Raw genomic sequence first — 20,208 nt, forward strand, 5'->3', positions numbered from 1 at the left:
AGATAGAGATGTCAGCCGGTAGTTCGGCTCCGATGACCACCAAGCGCACCACACCTGATTCCCGGAGAGTTCCGGAATATTTACGCTGGTTCGCAGCGCAATTCGAAAGAGCGGCAGCGTTTCTAAACGAACGCGCAGCATTGACCACGCCCGCTTCCCAGTTCGTCGATCTCGCACCGACCGACGAGGCGGACCCGAACGGCGTCTACGCGGAAGCGTTGCAGACCGCGATGGACAACCCGGATGTCTCCAACATCGCACTCACCGGGCCTTACGGCTCTGGGAAGAGTAGCATCATTCGGACCTTCCTCAAACGTCACCCTCGACCGACCTTGCATATATCCCTGGCCGCTTTCCTGCCCGAGGCGGGCGACGCGGAGCCTGCTGATCGCTTGCACGCGTCGGGGCAAGGAGTGAGTGCGGTTTCCAAGCAGGAGATCGAGCGCAGCATCCTGCAGCAACTCCTTTATGGCGCAGATGCCGACAAACTGCCGTTGTCGCGGTTCAAGCGCATTAATTCGCCTGATTTCTGGTCGAAACTGCGGTCGCTCTACATCCTCCTCGGACTCATGGCGCTATGGTATGTGTTCGCCGAGCGGGCGGCCATACTGTCCGGAGCTTATTTCAAGCCATTCGCCCTAACGAACTCGTTCGACTACGCGATGTTCGGCTTTGCTACCGTCTTCGTCTACACGGTCGTCCACTACATCTATGTCGCCAGTCTGGGTGTGTCGCTGAAGAGCATATCACTGAAGAACGTCGAGCTGGGGCCCGCCGCGACCGACCAGTCGTCGATACTGAACCGTCATCTCGACGAGATCGTCTACTTCTTCCAGTCGACCGACTACGAGCTCGTCGTCGTAGAAGATCTCGACCGGTTCGACGACTCCGACATCTTCGTGACGCTCCGTGAGATCAACAGCCTGGTGAACGGCTACGTCGGCGTGAAGCGTCGCGTCCAGTTCCTCTACGCGTTGCGGGACGATATGTTCGCGAACACCGATCGAACGAAGTTCTTCGAGTTCCTCATTCCGGTGATCCCGATAATCAACAGTTCGAACGCGATCGACATGGTCCTCCGCCAAGGTGAGCGGCTCGCCCTCCAGGACCGGCTAGATCCGGATTTCCTGCGCGAAGTCTCGCGGTATCTCAACGATCTGCGCCTCATCCAGAACATTTTCAACGAGTATGCCATCTACGTCGCGAACCTCGAAACGGACGATGAGAACTCCCTCGATCCCAACAAGCTGCTCGCCGTGCTCATCTACAAGAATACCTATCCACGCGACTTCGAGCGGCTGCATCGAGGCGAAGGTCACCTGGCCACCATCTTCGACCAGAGGGATCAGCTCATCGCGGATGCCGAGCGCGCATATCGATTGGAGATTGATGAGTTGCAGCAAGGCATCGAGGCCGCGGAGCGACAGATCCCGCGAGATATCCAGGAACTACGTCGCAGCTATGCAATGGCTCTTGTCCAGAAGCTGCCCGCTGATCTCCGCAGCGTCGGCACCAGCAGGCAGGCTATGGTCGCGGTCAACCAATTGGTCGACGACGACAGATTCGACGAGATCGTCGGGATGGATCGGGTGCATGTCCAAGCTGGCTATCACGGCGGTATAAGTCAGCACGACATTCGTGATCTCCAGTCCGATGTCGATCCGAATATGGGCTACGCCGCCAGGGTCGGACTGATCGAGAAGAAGTCACGCGAGAGCAAGGATGAGGCGCATGGTCGGATCGCTGAACTGCGCGCAAGGATCAAGACGGTCCGCACGAGCAAGTTCAACGTACTGCTGAGGAAGGACAGTGCAAAACTGAGCGAGGCCTTCGCGAAACTTGGCGATGGAGGCGAACTAGCTCGCTTCCTTCTCCTGGAAGGCTATCTGGACGACAGTTACTACCAATACACCTCACTCTTCCATTCAGGCCGCCTTTCGCCGAATGACAACAAGTTCCTCCGTCATATCCGAGGGTTCGTGACTCCGGAGCCTGACTTTCCGATCGACAACGCCGAAGAGGTGATCGAGAATATGCGGGCCGAGGACTTTGGCCAATCCTTCGTCCTGAACGTAAAGCTCGTGGATGTCCTGCTCGGTGAGCCTGGTCAGCTCGAGCGTAGATCGAGGCTCTTCACGTTCCTCGCAAACGAGTTTTCCAACCACCAAGATTTCTTTCGGGCATACTATTCGAACGGCGTGCGCGTGGACGAGCTGCTGACTGGCCTGTCGGCAGCTTGGCCCGTGCTCGTCCCGGCGATGCTGGAAAGTTCGATGCGCGACGATCACCTAGCGCGTTTGATCGAGCAGGTGCCGTCCGAGCTTCTCGGCAAGCTTGCTAGCGAGCACCCGAAACTCTGCGAGTATCTCTCCAAGGCGCTTCCCGACGTCCTCGCTCTCACCGAAGGTCTCGAACCTTCCAGGCTCGAGCCTCTGAGTCTCGCCGTCGATGACCTATCCACGCTCGAGGATCGGCCCCAGATCGTCCGTTCGCTATTTGAGGCGGGGCATTACCGCCTCACGATCGGAAATCTCGATTTCATCCTTTCGTCTGTCCTCGACCGAGCCGACGTCGATGCACTACATCGTCGGCACCTCTCGACCTTGCGCGAGGCTGCTAGTCGACCGCTGCTCGAACGTGTCGAGGACGGTTTCGAGGAATATTTCGAGAATGTCCTCATGCGGCTGGACGAGAACGAGCAGGAAGACGTCTCGGCCATGCTGCACGTTCTCTCGCATGACACGCTCGAAGCCGAGAAAGTCGAGACCTTCATCTCCAGACAGCGTGAGGTCTTCCCCTCTCTCGAAGGCGTCCCGGATCATTGGTGTCCAGCTTTGTTCCGTCTCGCAAAGATCGAACCGACCTGGGCGAACTGCGTCGCATTCCTGTCCGACGAGACCTTCGAGGCGGCCGCTCTGGTCGAGTTCCTGTCCGAAGACAGCGTGAGGGCGTCCCTCCTCGAGGCCGAGGTTCCGGCGGGAGACGAGGCTCTGGCACTACGGAACTTCCTCCGCGACACCAGCGACCTGCCGGACGACGTCTATAGGGAATTCGTTGTCGCCTTGCCATGGAAGGCGAAACGCTTCCCGAGTGCAATCGATGACGCGAAACGCCGAATCCTCGTTGAGGAGAACGCGGTGACCTTCGGCGATGAGAACTTCGCTGCGCTCGCCGACGATGCGGATATTCAGGTTCTCTTTGTGGCCAGGAATATCAGCGCCTATCTCGAAGACCCGGCTACCATTCCGGTCGACGACGCATTCCGGGAAAAGCTTCTCCGCTCCGACATCGCGGACGACGTCAAGCGAGCGGTGATCGGTCTTATGAATCTCGGCCAGATAGCGGAGATACCCGAAAGGGCTGCCTTGGTTGCGCCAATTTTGGCAAGGACTGATGTGAGCCTAAGAGGCATGACCTTCGAGGTGGCCAGAGCGTTGATTCTCGCTGCTGAGCAAACACCTCTACGGATCGAGTTGCTCAACGGACTGCATCAAACCATGGATTTGTCGCAAGTCCGTGAAATTCTCGGTCTGCTATCAAGGCCCTACAGCGGCATCACGGTGGGATACGCTCGGCCGAGACTTGCGAATACCGAGGAGAATCGCACCTTGGTGAGCTGGCTGGACGACAGGGATGTGATCTCATCCTACGGCGAGGCGGTCTGGAGCGACGACATCGTGGTCTACCTTTATCACAGGCGGTAACGAGAATTTTCCGGTCGCCGTGCTGTGTCCATCATGTCTGAATGGATCGTTGATCATCAGCTTGGAATTGCATCCGGAGAGCGTCCGCTAACCCGTCAAAGTGGGACCCAATTTTGCGAGGCGCAACGGCCGCTTTCGCGGATCCGGGCAGTGAGAGCAGTCAGTCCGCAACCGGCCCAGAAAGAGTCATAACTTGCCGCGCGAACGAACGGCCTCTTTCGAGGGCCAACGGAAACACCGCGAATGTCAGCAATTCGGGCGGCTTCAGACACCCGCGGTGGTTCAGTGATTTCGCCTCCCACTACTTGGTGTGAAACGGGAGGGTCAGGGACGAGCTAAAGAGCCAAGAAAGCCCCGGCTCTCAAACCACGTCAAAAGTGGATGGGTTGGCGTGTTTATTTCACGGCTGATTGGCTCGACCCGGATCAGACCGTCGGACGGCCCTTAGGACATCGCTTCGAGCAGCATGGCCAACCTCCCCTCCGTCAAAAGCAACCTAAATCGATTGGTCGGCGACACGGTAGTTCGGTACACAAGTAGTCGCAAAGAGCACGTTAAGCTTCCAGGGATTTTCAAACGCACGCAGCCGATCACTCACAGACGGCGGATCCGGGCCAACTGCAACCGGGACGTACCGAAGCTGGTAGAACGCCCTTCTTTGCGCGGCAAAGGGTGCCCGTGGGGTATTGTTTGCGCACTTAGTTCGTTAGTCATTGCGATGGTTGCGTAGCGGAAAAGATCGCTCCTAAACGGGTTCGCCAGACACCACGGCAAACATGTCGGCCGGCCTTCTCGGTGGGGTAAACGCTGTCCGCTGCGAGGCTTTGAATGATCCTGCTCTCCCTTCTCCTAAGTTCAGTTCCAATAATCCCCGAAGGTACTAGCTTCACCTGCACTCCGGCGCGCGTCTGGGATGGGGACGGTCCGGTGTGGTGTGAGGAAGGCCCCCGCCTGCGCCTTAATGGCATTGCTGCGCGCGAGACGGACGGATCCTGCAGAAAAGGCCATCCCTGCCCCACCGCTACTTCGGAAGAGGCCACGGCCGCCCTCGTGCAGGTCCTCCAGCCTGTCCAGGCGCATCTGCTCTCGAGCGGCCATATGGCGCTTGCCGGCGCCCCTTCCCTATCCTGCGTGTCGGGTGGCAGCGCCGGTGGAACGCGGACCGCAGCGAGATGTTGGCGGCCGGACAAAGTTGAGGTCAGCTGCGCGATGGTTGCGACCGGGACAGTGCTCGAGTGGGAGCGGTTCAGTGAAGGAGCTTATCGTAACTGCTATGTATCGCCGGGACACTGGGGCGACCGATAGCCAAAAGCCCCCACGGATGTCCGCTTATTCACAAGATTGTTTAAGGTAGGCCGACTGAGCCAACCGGTCGATGCCCGCTCATGCCGCCTCTTAGCCATGCTTGCCCGTAGATCTTTCACATAGGGACACTGCCGAAACGACTTGGTATGCAAGTTCCGCGAATCGTCGCGAAAAGGGGGAAACATGAAACGTCTAATATGGGCAGCATTCATCATGGCGCCGTACCCGGCCCTTGCACAAGACTCAGCAGATCACGCGCGGCATGACGAAACAGCCGCGACAGTTTCTTTGAAAACAGAACGGCCAGATACTCGTCCCATTCTCTGGGAGAAGGTTCGGGCCGACATGACCATCGATGAGGTTCACGCCCTGTACCCGCAAGATGGGAAGAAGGTTAAATGGCACGGCGAAACGCAAACCGAGGTGGAAGATGTAACGGTCATCGATGGCTGTAATGCCGAAGTCGAAATCCAGCATGAGACCGGCAAGGTGGAGGCCGTAAAGGTCAAAGGACGCGGCTCGATAGCGGGGCGCTGCTCTGACAACGTATTCTCTGCTCTTGCTGGGAAGTATGGCCAGCCGTCGGGCACAACCCAGTCCCGCGGTTCCTTATTCAAGCGCGGCGGAAGCACTGCAGTCTGGAGCCGTGACAACGTAACGATGCGTTACAAGTGGTTCGATGACAATGGAATTGGCGGGGGCGGTCTTGGGCAAGCCTCGTGGGAACTTACCTACACCGGCACAACCGGCGATATAGCGCTCTAATTTGAAGGGGACACTGCCAAGGCGTCCCCTTCACCCATATGATTACCGACCTACCCTGCCCCAAATGCAACCGCGACATGAGCGAGTGCGAATGTGAACCAGCGGGCGGCGACGGTTGGATATGGGCAACCGCCGCGGTGCTCGCAATCGCGGCGGTGTCACTGATCTTCTAAGGGCATTCCGCCTGGTCCGTGCTTCGGCCCCCGCTGGCGCTCAAGGTCGGCCCAATGTGAACAGCACGCCCCGCATTGCTGATCGATGGCCAGTTCGAGGTTGCTGCCGGCGGCATAGTTCATTGCGAAGATCGTGATCGGTCGAGCGTATTGCTCAAGCCCCACAGCTATTCGGAAGCCGCCCATCGACTGCGGAATGATCTTGATGTTCACCGCCCCACCTTCGGTTCTGGCGCGGCGAATCAAGGCGTGCAGACTCATGCCGCACAAGAGAACGAAAATGGAACATCGGTCAACCAAATCTAGGTGAATGTCGGTAGCCGAAGGGACGGTAGACATCTGGGGCGACTCGGTAACGGTTCCCACCTGTTCCCGTGACAGCTAGGGCTTGTTCCCCGACTCTCCTGAACAGGCCCTAGCTCGCAGCGATCATTTGTGCCTGAGTGTTGCAGCACGGGAGCGAAATAGAAAACTGGGTGCAATTTGCATCCAGATTAAGGTTGCGAAAATCTCTGGCAGGCGCTTTCTGGCGTAACTCGTCGGCAGGAACTTTTCTGCTTACGGGGCGGCTAGGGTTAACTGTCCCCCAACGGACCCTAGTCGCATTTATCTACTCTGCCGCCATCCTCATCCGCTCGTCGGGAACTGGAGCCACAAGCCTCTGCGCCTCGCTCCAATCAGCCTCCAGCCAAACGGAAGCAATCTCAGCGGTAAGCAGCACCGGCATGGCCTTAGGATGCACGGCACCGACGATTTCGTTCGGATCCGTGGTCAGGAAGGCATAGCGTGGCCTCTCGCCTTCCACTGGTCGCCAGATGCCCGCGAAGGCGAACAGCGGTTCGTCGGTCAGTTCGAACCACACCTTGCGTTTGGCTCCCTTCTCGCCAGTCCATTCGCAGAATGACGTGACCGGCACGAGGCATCGGCGATCCGGGCGCTTCAAGGCAGACAGCCAGAAGCTGCTGCCGAGATTTCGCACATTCGTGATGGGCCGCTTCACAGCGCCTGGCGGCGGAAAGCCCCAGATGAACGTTTCGATGACTGGGCCGTCACCAGTACTGCGAACAACGGGAGCGTCCTGATCCGGGTAGATCTCCGGCAGTTCGGGAATGTTGCCCGCGGCATTCTTCGCGCCGAACAAGGTAGCGATCTCACTCGCGTTCGACCGCATGCGGTAGAGGTTACACATCCGACCTTAGTGACGCTGCCCGTATCCCAAGTCCAGACGGGCTTTAGCGTCCGGCGACCTCTTCCAACCTCCCGAGAACTGCTTCCCAGACAGCTACACGGTCGAGCTCCCCCTCTTCCTCAAGGGCCGCGATCGCGCGCCGGACGGCTTCCGCAGCTCCAGCACCATGCACTTCCACAGCACGGCCGTGCATCATGGTGACCAAAGCATCATCTTCAGCGTCCATCAGTTCAGCATTCCTAGAGGCTCCGCCTGTAATTCCTTGATCCTGTCCAAAACACAGATCCAGGTGCGCTGGCCATCAAGATCATTTCGTTCGAACATCTCATCTACACGAAGGGCAGCTTCGATGGCCGCATCTGGTCCGTGATCAACCATCAGGCGATTGGCGATTGCCCAGAGTTCCCAGTCAGACAGCATACCTTAACCTTTAACGAATCAGGCCTTTGAAGGAAGGCGCTGCTCAGGAAGGCTCCCCCCCTGATGACATGTGCGCATCTAACATGTCCGCTTCGCGCGCTCATGCTGTGGCAGAAGCATGTCGCTGCTGGAAAGCCTCGGTGTTGCACTGCCAATTTTCTAGGCGACAACGGCAGGCATGCCATTGGCAACAGTCCGCCGGCCGTCCTGCCATAGAATTTTGAGGGTCAGGCCGCCGTCACTCGCCTATCGAATGCTATGTGGAGTTCCTTGAACCCATCCATGAATATCGAACGGGCGTGCCGCGGTTCCCCGATCACGCGCGGGTTGTCGATGCGGCGGGCGATCTCTTCCAGCATGACTGTGAGGTTCATCCGTGCCTGATGGATGCCCAGACAGTGATGCGGGCCGGAACCAAAAGTGCGCGTGTTGCGCCGCGAATTTGTCAGCGATCGCCGGATGTCGAACCGGTCCGCCTCAGTGAAAAACGAAGGGTCCCGATTTGGGGAGCCAAGCACGCAAACCACTTTGTCTCCCTTTGCTATCAGCTGTCCTGCCAGATCAAGGTCGCAAGTTGCGGTACGTCGCAGGTAGACCACAGGGTTGTGAAAGCGCAGCACTTCCTCAAGCGCATTTGGCACCAATGATAAATCTTGTTGAAGGGCTGTATATTGGTCGGGATGGCGCGCGAATTCATACATTGCCCAAGCCAGCGTGTTACGGGTGGTTTCGATCCCGCCAACGATCAAATTGTTGAAGAACCGCCCAAATGCCCGGTCGCTTAAGGTTTCACCATCAAGTTCGGCATTCAGCACCTCCATCGTCATGCTATCACGCGGGTGAACACGGTGATCGGCTGCGAGCGCTGTGCCAAAGTCGATTAGCTCTATGGATGCGGCAAAACCGGCCTGACGGTTCTCTGCAAAGTCGGGGTCATCAGCCAGTGCAAGCGTATTGGTCAGATCAACGACGTAATCATGATCCTCTGGTTGCACACCGAGCACATGAAACATCACGCGCATCGGCAACTGGATCGCAACTTCGTTTACGAACTCGCAAGTACCGCGATCGATCACCCCGTCTATAATCTGCCGGGCCAGTGTTCGCATAACCGGCTCGCGCGCCTTCAACGCCTTTGGACGAAACGCCCCGTCGACCAGTGAGCGGTACTTCCGGTGCTGCGGCGGATCCATGAATGTCATGCTCTGTTGTTGATCCGCGAGCACGTCCGCCGGGAAGTCCTCGAGCAAAGGGCCTTCGCTATTGCTGAACAGCTCGGGCGTCTGAAGGACATGATCAATGTCTTTCTGGTGGAACACGAGCCAATGACCCCCGGGTGCGAATGCGTCGGGCTCCCAAAGAATACGGCTGCGGTCACGCAACTCGTTCAACTGTGCGCGCGGCGTGCCGTTGGCAAAGTTATCCAAGTCCAGAAACGGGCATTGCATCGTAGAAGACTCCAGTCATCCAAACATTGGCGATGTAGAGTCTATGCCGCGTTTTCGCTGAGAGGCAATGCTGAAGGCTGGCAAAAGGGCGCTGCTGAAGAAGCATGGTGTATTCATTGTCGCCAGCAATATCTGGCAAGCCTATTCGCGCGCGATCAAGCTGGAACATCGCTGCCGGATCGCATGGCATTTTGAGGTGCTTGCCAAGGGCCCGCCTATCACCACTCCTGAGAGCCCGCGCGTCGTGCCGAAGGCAGATCAATTGGTGTCCCTTTCCATTGGCAAGCTTTGGCCCGCCGCGAGATCCATCTTGATCGATAGCTGCTTGGCCAACAGCATCAGGCCGCGTCAGGTGTGCTAGACGTTTCCATTCCTGAGATGACGGAGCCCACTATAAGTAATTGCATTAGAAAGTTTTTATTAAAGCGCGCGCCCGGTCCGTAGGATCATTTTGACTGCCTGCGCGACTAGCTATTGCGGCGTCACGGAACTAGTCATCCCGTGCAACACCACCTTTCTAGATCAAAGGAATAATCGTCGCTGGTACGAATTGTCTTGTGCCCGCCCATCTCTTATCCATCTCCAAAATGGAGGAGAGTTCAGATGGATCGGCCAAAAACCTGCAAGCCGCACAGGCGCCTCGAGATCTTTCGCCATAAGGATGCGACCCATCTCGATGATGCTACCATGCATTATGCGCCAATGGACGAAGAGACTCTGGCCGGCATGCAGAAGGTCGCCGCCGTGGGCGCGCAGGAAGGTCTGGCAGAGAAGACCTTGGTTCTATTCAAGGAACCGCGACCCGACGGGATGAGCATAATGTATGCCTGGTTCAAGAGCAATTATGTCCTGCCGCGCCATAACCATGATGCTGACTGCGCATATTACATCCTCGCGGGCAGCCTGAAAATGGGTAGCCAAACCCTCGGCAAGGGTGACGGCATGTTCGTTCCTGCCGGTGCGGGCTATACCTATGAAGTCGGGCCGGACGGACTCGAATTGCTTGAAGTGCGCAACGCCGCGCATTTCAACATCGACTTCAAGGGCAATAACGAAGGCCATTGGGACCGCATTGCGGAAGTGTATCGAACCAAGAGGTCCGACTGGCAGAGCGAAACGCCGCCGTCGAAAAATGTCGAGCCCGCCTGAGCCGGGACCGGCTGCTGACCGCCCCCCCACCCAGGGTCCAGCTTGAGCGCTAGGGCACCTGTCACCTCAAGCGCTTGGCGTTGGCGCTCAAGTCCAGCGTTGGTTTGCGGCTTTTGACCCCTGATCGGGGGCCGGCAAAATTCTGATCCGGCGAGATCTTCCGCCGGGGTCAGATTGCCAAGAGTCATATGAGCTCGACTATTGTTATCGCCCCTACTCCAACGGCAGTCGTCAAGGTCGCACCACTTGACGTCTATGCGCCGAATTGGCGCGAAGCTTCCGTCTGGGAGCAACTGAACGAACGGCGGCTCCCGCCGACGTCATTCCCGGTACTGCTCGGTTTATTAAGAGCTGTCTTTCTTTGACGAAGCGGCAGCCGTCGCCCAACGCTCGACTGACAAATCGTGACCTGCCTCGCTTCGATGTTGGGAAAAGGGGAGCTTGGCTGGCCCGCGGCCCTTACGGATCGCTACAACGCAATGGTACACTAAGGAACCTTAGAGCCGAGCGCCCTCTTCGCGCGTCAGAGCGGGTAAATGATCATCTGCGTGCAGCGAAACAAAGCAATTTTCTTGCTGGTTGCCTCGTTGATCGCCTCTGCGTCCCACACTTGCGTGCTTTTGCCGCCATGGACGAGGCGAGCTTCACAGGTGACTATTTCGCCTAGCTTCGCCGTTCCAAGGTAATTTGCTTTAAGTTCGATGGTGGTGAAGCTTGATGCCCGATCTGGGAGTGATGCCAAGCATCCGTAGCCGCAGGCGGAATCGGTGAGCGCAATGATCGAGGCTGCGTGCAGATAGCCGTTCGGTGCGAGATGCCGCCGCGCTACGGTAAAGCATCCACTGACGCGTCCCTCGCCGACTTCCTTCCACTCAAGGAAAAGTTCACCGGGCAACATCCCTTTTTGTCGTTCTGTCATCTCTGCGGTAAGACTTTTCGCCATCGTCATTTTCATCCGTCCGTTTCCCCGCGGCTCTACATATGATGCCTGACGGAAGCAGAAAGGTTAAGAGAACTTGCGATGTCGTCTTTAACGGCGATGCCGGTCAGGCCGGTTGTCCGAGCAGTGCGCGAGAAGTTGTCATTGCCCTCTTTTGCCTTTCGGGCAGCCGCCGCGAACCAAGGCAACATTCACAAAGCCTCTTGGCCGTTAAGACCGGCCGTTCATTCACGTGACCAATTATTGCGTCTTCTGGACCGGTAGCTGCCGGTCTGCAACTACGAGGAGACGGGTGTAAAGCTGACGTGAACTGGAACTCAAATCTCGAACCTCCGCTATTCGCTCGTTTGATCGTGACTAATCGCCAGTAACTTGCACTCTCGTGCAGCCGAGGCGATCACGAGGAAACGGACAAAAACGGATTTTCTCGTGGCGTAGCTCTTGCAGCGCCGGGTCAGTTATACGTTGCAAAGACGCTGCGGCCCTCAGGGCCGAAAGCGATCACCTCGTAGGGCTGGCGGTGGTCACCATGCTCCATCCCCGGCGAACCCATCGGCATGCCAGCGACCGCCAAGCCGGTGACGTTCTCAGGCCGTTCACTCAGCAGGCGTGAGATATCCGCTTCCGGCACATGGCCTTCGATTACATAGCCGTCGGCGATCATAGTGTGGCATGATCGCAGGTCAGCCGGGACCCCGCGCTCTGTCTTCACTTGCGCCATGTCCGGGTGATTGATTGCGGTCACCTTGTTCGTGCCACCTTGTTCGACATGCTCAGCCCAGTCGAGGCAGCATCCGCAGTTCGGATCACGGTACATGGTGTAGGTGGCAGCCTGCGCAGCGCAGGCGCTCAGCGCAGAACAAAGTACCAGTGACCCGGCTAAAGTTCGGCGAAAAACGACAAGTCGAATGGCTGCGATCATAAGAAGTTCCTTTGGTTTAGTGCGCACGCGGTCTTTGCAGACGAGCCGGCTCGTTTAGTCTATCGAACCTGCTGCTCGGCTGCAGTCCCGCTCGTGATAGCTCCGGCAACGCAGCGGAGCGCTATCGATTTTTTGTAAACGGCAGAGTTCGTGACTTGGTCAACCACGATCGCGATTTCGTGCAATTATTATGCTTCCCGTTCGCCTGCAAGAAGAGGTCGGAGGGTCTGCACAGTCGGTCAGTGCCCTCCCAACCGTAGCGAAAGCCTTCGTTCAGGATGAACCCTTCCAGCGGGCCAGGCATCCACGCTCCATCGCACGCTGGCGCCGAGGCAGCAATAAAGGACCTTAATTCGTCTAGCGGAAATCGAGCAGGTTCTCCGCATCTGCAAACAAGCTGATTTTCTCTAGCGTCACTTCGTCTAGAATATAGACATGGATTTTTAGGGGTAAGCGAGTGCGGTAGGGGTTCTCTTCCAGCGCCGGCTCGCCGCTGTAGTAGGTCCCTATTCCGGTGCGTCCCTTGCCATGCTTTCCCACATACCGACTTGCCGTGGCGTCAGGGGGAGCTCGCGTCGACCAAGGTCTAAAAGATCGGGTTCGTCTGCATCAACGAAGACACAGCTATCGTCATCGTGAAACGTTCCTGCCGGATTTGCAGTAACAATTCTGTCCCCCGCACACGCGTGATGCCGTCGCCGAACGATCCCCGCACCCTCCAATTGCTTGGTCGGAAGAGCGCAAAAAGGAGCGACTGAACTACGTGCCGAACGCGCTGTGGAAATCCACGTGGACGCTCGCCGCCAAAGTCAGGACGAGAGAGGCTTCGTACTCGACCTGGGTGAAGACCCCGGGGACTCTGTAGGTGTAGTCGAAGGCGGTAAAGGTATCGGACCGTAAGCCATCGGACTGGAACGCCAAGCCGCGGAGCTACGCCATAGCGCCGCGCGACCCCGAAAGGGGAGTCTCGCCGAACAAATTAGTGTGCCAGTCGTCCTCCATGCGCAGACCTGCAAACAGCGTGGCGGTCTCTTGGTGCCCGTGCGGGAAGCCCACTCTTAGCCGCTCGCCTTTCGGACAGCGGGCATGACTACAGGTCATCTTGGGGGCGGTTCAGGTTTCAGCGGTGAACACGAGACGTTCGGGTTCCAGATCGATCTGGCCGTCGAACCATGCGTGGCGCTGCGGCAGGAGGTCGGGGCGGCCCTGCTCGGTCGCGTGCCCGGTCTTTTTTGCGCGTAAGCCCGAGGGCGCGCTCTTGCCAGCGGATCGCGCTCGGCACTGACCCCAAAATGTGCAGCAGCCGCGTGGCAACCCCTGATGTCCTCAATCGCCGCAACAACCCTTTCCCGCAGGTCCTCTGAAAGCGTTCGTGCTATCCATGCTGGCTTCCCGCCACCAGCAGGAAGTCTGAATCACAACACAGCCACAAAGTGCTCCGACCAGCCAATTCTGTAGAAACTGCTCCAATAGCGCATGCGCCTCTTAAGGTTGGGCGTCCGGGCGGGAGATGAATGCGTAGCTATTAACATGAGAGCTTCCAGCCTGCGCGTCATATACGTCGGGGAGGCATCGCCGCGCGCAGTCAAAATATACGTAAGTGTCGGTAATATTTACGTATTCCTCGGATATCCATTCCGGTCGTTCCCTAAGCTGCTGAACGTAGGCACAAAACCTTTTCTGGCACGCTACATGCTTTGGTCAGGCTGCCGTTAATTTCTTTTTTTTTCGACGGCGGAAAGGCTTACTTATGAGAACCTCCCTCTCTCTCGCCCTGATCGCTGGCACGGCCCTCGGCATGGCCTCGGCAGCGACGGCTAATCACGTCGACTTCATTCAGGATGACAGCGATCCATCCAACGGCATAATGAATGCGAATTTTTCGCTGACCAGCAATGGCGCCACCGTCACTGACACGCAAACAGGCGAACCAGCCGATATCCTTGGCGGCACGCGCACGGCAACACTCACCCGGCGTGGCTTCGGCGGCAGCGCCAGCGCCGAAAATGCGGCGGGTTCGGACGTTATTGAAGTTCGCAATGGCAACGTTGCCAACAGCCTTCTTCAGCTCGACTATTTCGGTTTTGAAAATTCGAACTTTGCTGCGGCGTATGACAGCGTAGCGGTCAACATCGATCGGCTCTTCATGTCTTCCGGAATCGGCGACGCGGAAGTCGAGATTGGCGTTACGTTCTATAGCGGCGTGACGATGGAAACCGTTACCGCGACGCGGCTGGAGGCAAGCCTCAACGGCGGCCCGCAAAGCGTCTTCTTCAACTTCTCCGACTATAGCAGCATCGATTTTACAGACATTGATGGATTAAGTGTCATATTCGACTCGAAGATCATCGGGACAGATTTCGACATCGCATCAATAACTCGGGAACTGGTCAATGCACCGCCTCCGGCTGACGTGCCGGCACCTGCGGCAGTGGTACTGTTCGGGCTGGGCCTGGCCGGCGTGGGCGCATTCCGCCGCCGGCGGACTGGCTAACACTTTGGGCTGATAAAGATGCGGCGGCGGATGTATTTTCGCCGCCGTATGACCACACACTGTCGTTGCTGCGATCAAGCCGCGCGAAGCAGAGAATGCCTCCCTGTGCAGCGATGGACCTCGACGGTAACGTGCGCATATTCCTCATGAACAGCTAGGCGTTCTGCATACTGTCTCGGGGACAGCGGGTTCGCCGCCACTAAAGAGACGATCACGCTGTAATGACCCGGACCAACCCGCCAGATGTGAAGGTCTGTGAGGGACGCGTCGCCATCTTCAATAGCCTCACGGACTTCGTCGTAACGATCAAAGCGTACGTCTGCATCGACCAGCACCGCAGCGGTGTCGCGCATCAAGGACCAGGACCAGCGGGCAATGACGATCGCGCCGACAAACCCCATTGCAGAATCCATCCACCCCCAGCCGAGGTAACGACCTGCCAGAAGCGCCGCGATCGCGAGAACCGAGGTCAACGCGTCCGCCAGAACGTGTAGATAGGCTGAACGCAAATTGTTGTCGGCATGAGTGTGGCCCGACGCATGATCGTGATGGTGGGAATGGTCACCCCCGTGACCATGATGATGATCCCCGCCTAGCAGCCATGCGCTGGCGAGGTTCACTGCGAGGCCGAGAAACGCAATCCAGATCGCTTCAGTATACGCTATGCTCGTGGGGGTCAGCAGGCGCTGAAAAGATTCGACCGCGATCCCGATCGCAAACATTGCGAGCACCAGGGCGCTGGCGAAACCGGCAAGATCGCCAATCTTGCCGGTACCAAAAGTAAAGCGCGGATTTCCGGCATGTCGTTTGGCAAACCAATAGGCGAAGGCCGCAACGCCGAGCGCGCCCGCATGCGTTGCCATGTGAATGCCGTCCGCCAACAGCGCCATTGAGCCGGTCCATAAGCCCGCTGCGATCTCAACAACCATCATCGCCGCAGTGAGCGCGACGACCCAGCGCGTGCGCCTGGCGTGGGCGTCGTGCGAGGCTCCCAGGAAATTGTGGGAATGAACCGAAGGGTGTTTGATGTCGTGATGCATGGTCAGCTTTTCTCGGTTTGGCCAGACACAGTCAAATCATGTCGAATAGAAATAGCCTGAAAACGTCGGATCCGTTCACAGTTCTTTGAGTGCCCATTTGCGAAATAGACCGGTTTTCATAGCGTTAACAGCATGGCATGATTATTGCTTATAACAAAGTTGTCGGGATGGTGGGTGGCCCGAGCGTTCCCTCTTTGATTTGTGGACACACTTCATGATGACCAAGGCAATCATTCTGACTGCTCTCCTTTCGACGGCAGTCGTTACCGGTGCCAATGCGACGGTGGTTTCTTACACTCTCGACCAAACAGTGGAGGGTGATGCCCCTAGCGGCGCGCCCACCCTTCTGTTCGATGATGGTGATACGCCCGGATCGGTCCAGCTAACCGTCGATGCGATGGGGCTTTCTGGCGGCGAGTTTATCACCGGCCTCTTCTTCAACTTCGCCGCAGCCGGCACGAACCTGACGTTCACCTATGTGAGCGGCAGCGCCCCAATGCCCGCGACCATATACCAGAGCGCGGATGGGCGTAACTCGCCGGGTAATCAGGGTCTCTTCGATATCGAGTTTGAATTTTCGACCTCTAACAAAAATAGTGGCGCGCTCCGCTTCAACGCCGATGAAATCCTGGTGCTGAATATTACCGGGGCGAACCTGGTGGCAACCGACTTCTTGCTGGACAGCGCTCCCGAAGGGCCCAACGCGGGCAGCAATTATGCCCTGGCGCGCATTCAAGGCATCTCTGGCGGCCTCTCTGCCTCCGTGGCTCCGGAGGATCCGACCGACATTCCGCCGCCGTTGGAGCAGGTCCCCGAGCCGGCGGCACTGGGCCTGTTTGGACTTGGCCTTCTGGGGCTCGGACTTGGCGCGAGTCGCCGTCGCCGGAGCAAACGGACCGCATCGCATCGCTAGCAGGTGACCAGAATATAGAGGAACTCGGCTCTTGGAGCTGATGCGAAACTAAAGCCCGGCCTATGGGGACAATGCCGGGCTTTAGTTTTTCACGGAGGCAGGGAATTCTACCGCCGCGTCGCCGTATCGAAATATCATTCTCCCCACGATAATCCACCCTCCAAATACTGACTATGCGCTGCAGTGCTCGTGCGTCAGCAGCGCCTGATTGCACGGTTTGTTGCGTTGCAGGAGAAGCCGAACGCGTCTGACTAAAGCGGGCGAGAGTCAGCAGACGCTCCGCCGCCGTGCTCGACGAGGAACATGGCAGCGTTTAAGATCAAAGCAGCCACCCCCATCCTCACGCGCACCCTCTAAAAGCTGCCGTTGGTTCAGCCCGTCCTGGCGACCGTTAATAGGCTGACGCGCTCGAACTAGATGACAAGAGTGTTATGGGAAGGGAACCTAGGCCCCGCGCATCTGAGGTGCAGCTTCTCGCATCACGCGCAGTGCCGAGCGCAGGAAAATCAGCGCCATGAGGGAACCGATAAAAATGTCGGGCCAAGGCGAGGCAAACCACCACACCAGCACCGCGGCAAATAGCACGCCGCAATTATTGATCACGTCGTTGCGGGAGCATTCAAAGGTGCTCGCCATATTGACGTCCTGGTGGCGGAAGCGGGTCAGAAGGCGCAGGCAGATGAAGTTGGCGCCGAGTGCCAGTCCGCCAAACGCAAGCATCAGGGTGGAAGACGGCGGTACCCCACTCTGAATCTTGAATACCACGTTGACTGCGATCCCGATGCCGAGGGTGAGGATCACCACCCCTTTGAGCATCGCAGCCCCCGCCTTCCACTGATCGGAGCGCGTGAGTGCATAAAGGCTGACCGCATAGACTACGGCGTCGCCGAGCATGTCCGACGCATCGGCCATCAGCGCAGTGGACCCCGCAACGACCCCCGCGCCGAATTCGAGCACAAACATAACGGCGTTGATCGCCAATACGATAACCAGCACGCGCCGCTGGTCACGCTGGCGGGCGAGCTTTTCAAGTTCGGTAGACTTGGCGGAACAGCAGTCGGCGGACATATGTCCTATGTGGCGGTGAAAGTGGATATCCGCAATTGAGTCGTGCTTCAGAGGGCCGCTGCAGTTGCAGAACTGCCTAATGTGGCCATTCCTGCGCGCCTTAGAACTCCGACTCATGCCGCCAACAAAGTCGTAAGTCCTGCTTCAGTTTGCCTGTCGACAGCTGCCAAACATTCAGGCACCCGCCGCCAATGGCAATGGGCCCTTAATGGACAATCCGCTACAACGGGCGAGCGCGACAAAGCCGCCGTTTTGAAGGCAACATATGGGCGGAGACATAGCCAAATTTACCTGTGTCGCGCTATGGAAATCGAAAACGCCTCATCCGACGCGCTAGACCTCTGGCGTTCTGGAATGGGGTATCAGTCGAAGATATCGAAAATCGAGCTGCGTTTCTTGCGATAGCCCCCATGCCCGTGACCATATTCTCCTCGTTCGCCACGCTCACCCCGCTCTCCTCGTTCGCCATACCCTGCGCTCGAGGGCTGCTGAGGTGATGGGGCGTGCTGGATATCAGCTTGTCTCGGCGCCGCGGCGTTCTCAGCGCCAACGGACATCAGCTTTTCGAGTTCGCCCCGATCCAGCCAGACGCCGCGGCAGGTCGGGCACATGTCGAATTGAACGCCGTCACGGTCAACCGTTCGCATAGAACTGTTATCATTCGGACAAAGGAGAAGAGGCATTGGGGCTTCCTTTCAAAACGTGCCACTGCCCGCGAGCGCGAGCTGTTCAAAAACGACCGGCAGCAGCGCAGGCGAAGCCGGCTGAAGGCACCGATCTGTGAGCTTTAACGTGTGGGAGAGATAGGCGGGATGCTAAGGTGCCACAAGGACAGTCGGAAAGTGCTAGTGTCCCTTCCCCGCAAAGAATTTCTCACTGCCGAAGAAATTCGGCAGCAATGAACGGAAGCCCCCCGTGATTGTCATACTGGAATTACTGAGTTTGCAGGAAGTGCTTTCGATCCGCGAGGACCTGGCGATCGCTCCTTTTAGCGACGGATCAGCCACTGCGGGCAATGCTGCTGGTCAGGTCAAGAACAATGAGCAAGCGCGAGGTGATGATCCTGAGGTGATCGCCCTCTGCAACCGACTACAGCTAATCCTCGAGAGCCATCCCCTCGTAAGTTCCTGGGCCAGACCTCTTCGCTGGTCGCGCCTTATCCTCTCCCGTTACGGGCAGGGCCAGAGCTATGGTTTACACACTGACAACGCGGTCATGCGCGACCGATACGGGGGGCCTCTCAGAACGGATATAAGCTTTACGGTATTTCTCTCAGACCCTGCTGCATATTAGGGCGGCTCGCTGCTCATCAAGAACGCAGGTGGGTGCCACGAGTTCAAACCGAGCGCCGGCTCTGCGGTATTTTATAGAACCGGTGATCTTCATGAGGTTTGTCCCATCACGCGAGGTGTTCGTCTCGCTTGCGTGGGCTGGATTCAAAGCTTTATCCGTCGGGGCGATCAACGCGAGCTTCTCTATGATCTCGAGCGGCTTCGCACAGGCGTGCCGAATGGAGAGAACGGGATTTTATTCGACAAAACCATCGGTAACCTCATTCGCATGTGGGGAGAATAAGGAGACATTTGATCAGGCCTGCTTTTCGCCTAGACGCCGTACTAACCGTTCAGTGGCCCATTATTCCTCCCTCTCCATATCGGAAGCCGCCTTGCCAATCCTGATGCTTGCTCTCCTGGGAGTCCTCGAAGGCCTCACTGAGTTTTTGCCGGTCTCATCGACCGGGCATTTGATTCTTGCGGGGGCACTGATTGGATTCGAAGGAGAAGCCGCCAAATCTTTCAAGATTGCAATTCAGCTTGGCGCAATCCTGGCGGTGATCGTCGTTTATCATCGACGCTTTGCAGACGTGGCATTGGGAATGTGCAGAGGCGATGACAATGCATGGAAGTTCGCCAGAAACGTTTTGATAGCTGTCCTTCCGGCCTTAGCAATCGGCGCAGTCGCTTACCCGCTGATCCGCGCCCTCTTGGGGAGCCCAAGCGTCGTATGCGTTGCACTTATCGCAGGCGGGGTTGCAATCCTGCTCCTTGAAAGAACGGTGAAGACAGTGCGCTTCCGTTCTGTCGAAGCGATCAGTGCCCGCACGGCGCTTCTGATTGGCGCCGTTCAGTGCCTTGCGATGATCCCTGGCGTGAGCCGCTCCGGCGCCAGCATCATGGGCGCACTCGGTGCAGGGGTCGAGCGCAAAACTGCTGCTGAGTTCAGCTTCTTTCTCGCAGTACCGACGATGATTGCGGCGACGGCCTATGATCTGTTTCAGAATCGGGCAGCTCTCGATGCAGATGCCCTCGCGAGCATTGCCGTCGGGTTTACCGCAGCCTTCTTCACAGCGCTCTTGGTGGTGAAGGCGTTTGTCGCAATTGTCTCCCGCTATGGTTTCAGTCCTTTCGCGTGGTATCGCATTGTGATCGGTTTGGCGGGTCTCATATGGCTATGGTAATAAGCGCATGGCGAAGAACTCGGGCCAATTGCGGCCGACGAGGAATATAGCTCGACGACAAGCATCGAATTGCGCACCTCCCCAATCAGGCATCCCCTCTTTTTGAAGACCCGCTTACGGTAGGTGAACGCGTATTCTGGCCCCTTCTCAGGCTTCCCGATGCACCGTCCTTGCCGCTTCGGTGGACAGGGCGTGCTACAATTGCAATAGTTTACCCTTT

At 57.6% G+C, this 20,208-nt stretch carries 19 protein-coding genes and 1 pseudogene; 8 read left to right on the forward strand and 12 right to left on the reverse strand.

The window, feature by feature from the left end; genetic code table 11:
• Positions 1-32: 32 nt before the first annotated feature.
• Complete coding sequence (locus ACSMXM_RS03705) at positions 33-3,704, forward strand: YobI family P-loop NTPase (RefSeq protein ID WP_460314057.1); 3,672 nt, start codon at positions 33-35, stop codon at positions 3,702-3,704.
• Between the two features lie 1,488 nt (positions 3,705-5,192).
• Positions 5,193-5,774: a hypothetical protein gene (locus ACSMXM_RS03710; RefSeq protein WP_460314059.1), complete on the forward strand. Its 582-nt coding sequence runs from the start codon at positions 5,193-5,195 to the stop codon at positions 5,772-5,774.
• Between the two features lie 158 nt (positions 5,775-5,932).
• Here ACSMXM_RS03710 and ACSMXM_RS03715 read toward each other — a convergent pair whose 3' ends face one another.
• From ACSMXM_RS03715 to ACSMXM_RS03735, 5 genes are all read right to left on the reverse strand, one after another.
• Positions 5,933-6,160: a hypothetical protein gene (locus ACSMXM_RS03715; RefSeq protein WP_460314061.1), complete on the reverse strand. Its 228-nt coding sequence runs from the start codon at positions 6,158-6,160 to the stop codon at positions 5,933-5,935.
• 397 nt (positions 6,161-6,557) lie between these two features.
• Positions 6,558-7,136: an SOS response-associated peptidase gene (locus ACSMXM_RS03720; protein WP_460314062.1), complete on the reverse strand. Its 579-nt coding sequence runs from the start codon at positions 7,134-7,136 to the stop codon at positions 6,558-6,560.
• Between the two features lie 43 nt (positions 7,137-7,179).
• Positions 7,180-7,362, reverse strand: a complete 183-nt coding sequence (locus ACSMXM_RS03725; protein WP_460314064.1) for a hypothetical protein — start codon at positions 7,360-7,362, stop codon at positions 7,180-7,182.
• The gene (locus ACSMXM_RS03730) at positions 7,362-7,556 is read right to left on the reverse strand and encodes a DUF6961 family protein (protein WP_460314066.1); all 195 of its coding nucleotides are present in this window, start codon (positions 7,554-7,556) and stop codon (positions 7,362-7,364) included. The genes ACSMXM_RS03725 and ACSMXM_RS03730 overlap by 1 nt, the downstream gene beginning before the upstream one ends.
• A gap of 227 nt (positions 7,557-7,783) precedes the next feature.
• Complete coding sequence (locus ACSMXM_RS03735; RefSeq protein ID WP_460314068.1) at positions 7,784-9,004, reverse strand: cytochrome P450; 1,221 nt, start codon at positions 9,002-9,004, stop codon at positions 7,784-7,786.
• 67 nt (positions 9,005-9,071) lie between these two features.
• Between ACSMXM_RS03735 and ACSMXM_RS03740 the strand changes: the two genes are divergently transcribed.
• Positions 9,072-9,365 carry a class II aldolase/adducin family protein gene (locus ACSMXM_RS03740; protein ID WP_460314069.1) on the forward strand — a complete coding sequence of 98 codons (294 nt, stop codon included), beginning with the start codon at positions 9,072-9,074 and terminating at the stop codon, positions 9,363-9,365.
• Between the two features lie 365 nt (positions 9,366-9,730).
• Positions 9,731-10,153 (forward strand): cupin domain-containing protein, encoded by a 423-nt coding sequence (locus tag ACSMXM_RS03745; RefSeq protein ID WP_460314071.1) that lies wholly within the window; start codon positions 9,731-9,733, stop codon positions 10,151-10,153.
• Between the two features lie 523 nt (positions 10,154-10,676).
• Here the strand turns inward: ACSMXM_RS03745 and ACSMXM_RS03750 are convergent.
• The 4 genes and pseudogenes from ACSMXM_RS03750 to ACSMXM_RS03765 all read right to left on the reverse strand — a co-directional run.
• Positions 10,677-11,108, reverse strand: a complete 432-nt coding sequence (locus ACSMXM_RS03750) for a PaaI family thioesterase (protein ID WP_460314072.1) — start codon at positions 11,106-11,108, stop codon at positions 10,677-10,679.
• Positions 11,109-11,547: 439 nt separating this feature from the next.
• Positions 11,548-12,015, reverse strand: a complete 468-nt coding sequence (locus tag ACSMXM_RS03755; RefSeq protein ID WP_460314074.1) for a DUF411 domain-containing protein — start codon at positions 12,013-12,015, stop codon at positions 11,548-11,550.
• Positions 12,016-12,372: 357 nt separating this feature from the next.
• Positions 12,373-12,555: a hypothetical protein gene (locus tag ACSMXM_RS03760; RefSeq protein WP_460314076.1), complete on the reverse strand. Its 183-nt coding sequence runs from the start codon at positions 12,553-12,555 to the stop codon at positions 12,373-12,375.
• 459 nt (positions 12,556-13,014) lie between these two features.
• Positions 13,015-13,254, reverse strand: a pseudogene (locus ACSMXM_RS03765) (IS630 family transposase); the annotation flags it as partial.
• Between the two features lie 511 nt (positions 13,255-13,765).
• Here ACSMXM_RS03765 and ACSMXM_RS03770 point away from each other — a divergent pair.
• Positions 13,766-14,509: a PEP-CTERM sorting domain-containing protein gene (locus ACSMXM_RS03770; RefSeq protein WP_460314077.1), complete on the forward strand. Its 744-nt coding sequence runs from the start codon at positions 13,766-13,768 to the stop codon at positions 14,507-14,509.
• Between the two features lie 74 nt (positions 14,510-14,583).
• Here the strand turns inward: ACSMXM_RS03770 and dmeF are convergent, their stop codons facing one another.
• Positions 14,584-15,549: a CDF family Co(II)/Ni(II) efflux transporter DmeF gene (gene dmeF, locus ACSMXM_RS03775; protein ID WP_460314079.1), complete on the reverse strand. Its 966-nt coding sequence runs from the start codon at positions 15,547-15,549 to the stop codon at positions 14,584-14,586.
• 214 nt (positions 15,550-15,763) lie between these two features.
• Between dmeF and ACSMXM_RS03780 the strand changes: the two genes are divergently transcribed.
• Positions 15,764-16,462 (forward strand): PEP-CTERM sorting domain-containing protein, encoded by a 699-nt coding sequence (locus tag ACSMXM_RS03780; protein ID WP_460314081.1) that lies wholly within the window; start codon positions 15,764-15,766, stop codon positions 16,460-16,462.
• A 444-nt stretch (positions 16,463-16,906) separates the two neighbouring features.
• Here ACSMXM_RS03780 and ACSMXM_RS03785 read toward each other — a convergent pair whose 3' ends face one another.
• A complete protein-coding gene (locus ACSMXM_RS03785; RefSeq protein WP_460314083.1) occupies positions 16,907-17,530 on the reverse strand; it encodes a cation diffusion facilitator family transporter in 624 nt (207 codons plus the stop codon).
• Between the two features lie 362 nt (positions 17,531-17,892).
• Positions 17,893-18,213, reverse strand: coding sequence for a TFIIB-type zinc ribbon-containing protein (locus tag ACSMXM_RS03790; protein WP_460314085.1), 321 nt, complete (start codon positions 18,211-18,213; stop codon positions 17,893-17,895).
• Positions 18,214-18,832: 619 nt separating this feature from the next.
• On the opposite strand from ACSMXM_RS03790, the gene ACSMXM_RS03795 reads away from it, so the two are divergent.
• Positions 18,833-19,105: a 2OG-Fe(II) oxygenase gene (locus ACSMXM_RS03795; protein WP_460316351.1), complete on the forward strand. Its 273-nt coding sequence runs from the start codon at positions 18,833-18,835 to the stop codon at positions 19,103-19,105.
• Positions 19,106-19,208: 103 nt separating this feature from the next.
• Positions 19,209-19,988, forward strand: coding sequence for an undecaprenyl-diphosphate phosphatase (locus tag ACSMXM_RS03800; protein ID WP_460316353.1), 780 nt, complete (start codon positions 19,209-19,211; stop codon positions 19,986-19,988).
• Positions 19,989-20,208: the final 220 nt, after the last annotated feature.

This window comes from Pacificimonas sp. ICDLI1SI03, from assembly GCF_054740865.1.

What these genes read in the sequence shown, in the direction of transcription:
- ACSMXM_RS03755 (WP_460314074.1), bottom strand. Translation starts at nt 12,015, where the DNA reads ATGATCGCAGCCATTCGACTTGTCGTTTTTCGCCGAACTTTAGCCGGG.
- ACSMXM_RS03790 (WP_460314085.1), bottom strand. Translation starts at nt 18,213, where the DNA reads ATGCCTCTTCTCCTTTGTCCGAATGATAACAGTTCTATGCGAACGGTT.
- ACSMXM_RS03785 (WP_460314083.1), bottom strand. Translation starts at nt 17,530, where the DNA reads ATGTCCGCCGACTGCTGTTCCGCCAAGTCTACCGAACTTGAAAAGCTC.
- ACSMXM_RS03740 (WP_460314069.1), top strand. Translation starts at nt 9,072, where the DNA reads ATGCTGAAGGCTGGCAAAAGGGCGCTGCTGAAGAAGCATGGTGTATTC.
- ACSMXM_RS03705 (WP_460314057.1), top strand. Translation starts at nt 33, where the DNA reads ATGACCACCAAGCGCACCACACCTGATTCCCGGAGAGTTCCGGAATAT.
- ACSMXM_RS03725 (WP_460314064.1), bottom strand. Translation starts at nt 7,362, where the DNA reads ATGGACGCTGAAGATGATGCTTTGGTCACCATGATGCACGGCCGTGCT.
- ACSMXM_RS03720 (WP_460314062.1), bottom strand. Translation starts at nt 7,136, where the DNA reads ATGTGTAACCTCTACCGCATGCGGTCGAACGCGAGTGAGATCGCTACC.
- ACSMXM_RS03750 (WP_460314072.1), bottom strand. Translation starts at nt 11,108, where the DNA reads ATGAAAATGACGATGGCGAAAAGTCTTACCGCAGAGATGACAGAACGA.
- ACSMXM_RS03730 (WP_460314066.1), bottom strand. Translation starts at nt 7,556, where the DNA reads ATGCTGTCTGACTGGGAACTCTGGGCAATCGCCAATCGCCTGATGGTT.
- ACSMXM_RS03770 (WP_460314077.1), top strand. Translation starts at nt 13,766, where the DNA reads ATGAGAACCTCCCTCTCTCTCGCCCTGATCGCTGGCACGGCCCTCGGC.
- ACSMXM_RS03745 (WP_460314071.1), top strand. Translation starts at nt 9,731, where the DNA reads ATGCAGAAGGTCGCCGCCGTGGGCGCGCAGGAAGGTCTGGCAGAGAAG.
- ACSMXM_RS03780 (WP_460314081.1), top strand. Translation starts at nt 15,764, where the DNA reads ATGATGACCAAGGCAATCATTCTGACTGCTCTCCTTTCGACGGCAGTC.
- ACSMXM_RS03735 (WP_460314068.1), bottom strand. Translation starts at nt 9,004, where the DNA reads ATGCAATGCCCGTTTCTGGACTTGGATAACTTTGCCAACGGCACGCCG.
- dmeF (WP_460314079.1), bottom strand. Translation starts at nt 15,549, where the DNA reads ATGCATCACGACATCAAACACCCTTCGGTTCATTCCCACAATTTCCTG.
- ACSMXM_RS03800 (WP_460316353.1), top strand. Translation starts at nt 19,209, where the DNA reads ATGCTTGCTCTCCTGGGAGTCCTCGAAGGCCTCACTGAGTTTTTGCCG.
- ACSMXM_RS03710 (WP_460314059.1), top strand. Translation starts at nt 5,193, where the DNA reads ATGAAACGTCTAATATGGGCAGCATTCATCATGGCGCCGTACCCGGCC.